This is a genomic window from Actinomyces sp. HMSC065F12 (genome assembly GCF_001814535.1).
Classification (GTDB): Bacteria; Actinomycetota; Actinomycetes; order Actinomycetales; family Actinomycetaceae; genus Pauljensenia; species Pauljensenia radingae_A.
This window is the reverse complement of the sequence record NZ_KV817018.1, coordinates 1-375: the sequence shown is the minus strand read 5'-3', so window position 1 is coordinate 375 and position 375 is coordinate 1. Positions and strand designations below refer to the sequence as shown.

The 375-nt window shown below is 56.0% G+C and carries 1 protein-coding gene; it reads left to right on the top strand.

Features of this window, described 5'->3' with window-relative positions; all coding sequences use genetic code 11:
• Nucleotides 1-179: 179 nt before the first annotated feature.
• Nucleotides 180-375 (top strand): hypothetical protein (locus HMPREF2975_RS08265; RefSeq protein ID WP_141757360.1); only part of this gene is annotated, 196 nt, incomplete at its 3' end.

Below are 375 nucleotides of genomic sequence, written 5' to 3'. Positions count from 1 at the left end.
CATAGGCAGTCCTACGGTCTCAAGCCTCCCGTACAGCAGGAATACGCGGGTATCGAGCCCTATTCACCTCGCAGCAGGAGAAGAAAGAAAACCTCATGAACGCCACTGAAATAAAAACAGGCCTCTCGCACGCCACATGCGAGAGGCCAGAGAGAAAGCCCAAAGGAAAGCCACTTCTCATGACCAAGCATAACAGCAAGCGTGCGCAATCGTACGCAATCCGCACAGTAGCGGTACTCCACGCCTTTATCGCGCTCACCGTGCTACTCGCGCTCACACACATGAACAACACCGACGTTCAAGCAGCAGCAGCCTACATGTGGGCATTCCTCGCCCTGCTGCTCGCGGTCGGCACATTCACCAGCGACAAGGAGC